Below are 855 nucleotides of genomic sequence, written 5' to 3'. Positions count from 1 at the left end.
CGCCCGCAACCCAGGCGTCGGGCGTCGGCAGCTACGCGATTACCGCGTCGGGTGGCAGCGCGCTCAATTATGACTTCGCCTATGTACCGGGCACGCTGGTCATCAACCCGGCGACGCTGACGGTTGCCATCGACAGCAAGACCCGGACCTATGGCGCACCCAACCCGGCGCTGACGGCGAGCATCACCGGATTCCGCAACGGCGATGGCGACCAGGCCGTCAGCGGCCTCAGGCTGACGACCGAGGCCAATGCGCGCAGCAATGTCGGCAGCTATGTCATCACCGGAGCGGGCGCGACGGCGGCCAATTACCGGTTCGATTACGTACCGGGCACGCTGAGCATCACCAAGGCGATGCTGCAGGTGCGCGTGAACGATGCGCGGCGCGAATACGGCCTGGCCAACCCGGCCTTCAGCGCCAGCATCAGCGGTTTCCGCAATGGCGACAATGCCGCGGTCGTCACCGGGCTGACCTTCGGGACGCCCGCCACCATCGGGTCGGATGTCGGGCTCTATGCCATCACCGCCTCGGGCGGATCGGCGCTGAACTATGATTTCACCTATATCCCGGGCCGGCTGACCATCAGCCAGGCGCAGCTGCTGATCACCGCCGACAGCAAGACCATGACGCAGGGGTCGGGCGATCCGGTCCTGACGGTCAGCTATTCGGGGCTGCGCAACGGCGATACCGGATCGGTGGTGACGGGTCTGGTGCTGCGCACATCGGGCGGCGCCAATGCGGCACCGGGCCAGTATATCATTAACGCGTCGCGCGGCAGCGCGCGCAATTACCAGATCACCTATCGGCCCGGCGTGATGACCGTGTTGCCCGCGGTCACACCGCCCGCGCCGGACC

1 protein-coding gene is annotated in these 855 nt (G+C 66.8%); it reads left to right on the top strand.

Features of this window, described 5'->3' with window-relative positions:
• On the top strand, positions 1–855 hold an 855-nt coding region (locus tag DM995_RS20755), incomplete at both ends, for an MBG domain-containing protein (RefSeq protein ID WP_286164986.1).

Origin of the sequence: Blastomonas sp. UPD001, assembly GCF_003426715.1 — a bacterium.
Lineage (GTDB): Bacteria > Pseudomonadota > Alphaproteobacteria > Sphingomonadales > Sphingomonadaceae > Blastomonas.
This window is presented reverse-complemented; position numbering and strand designations above follow the sequence as displayed.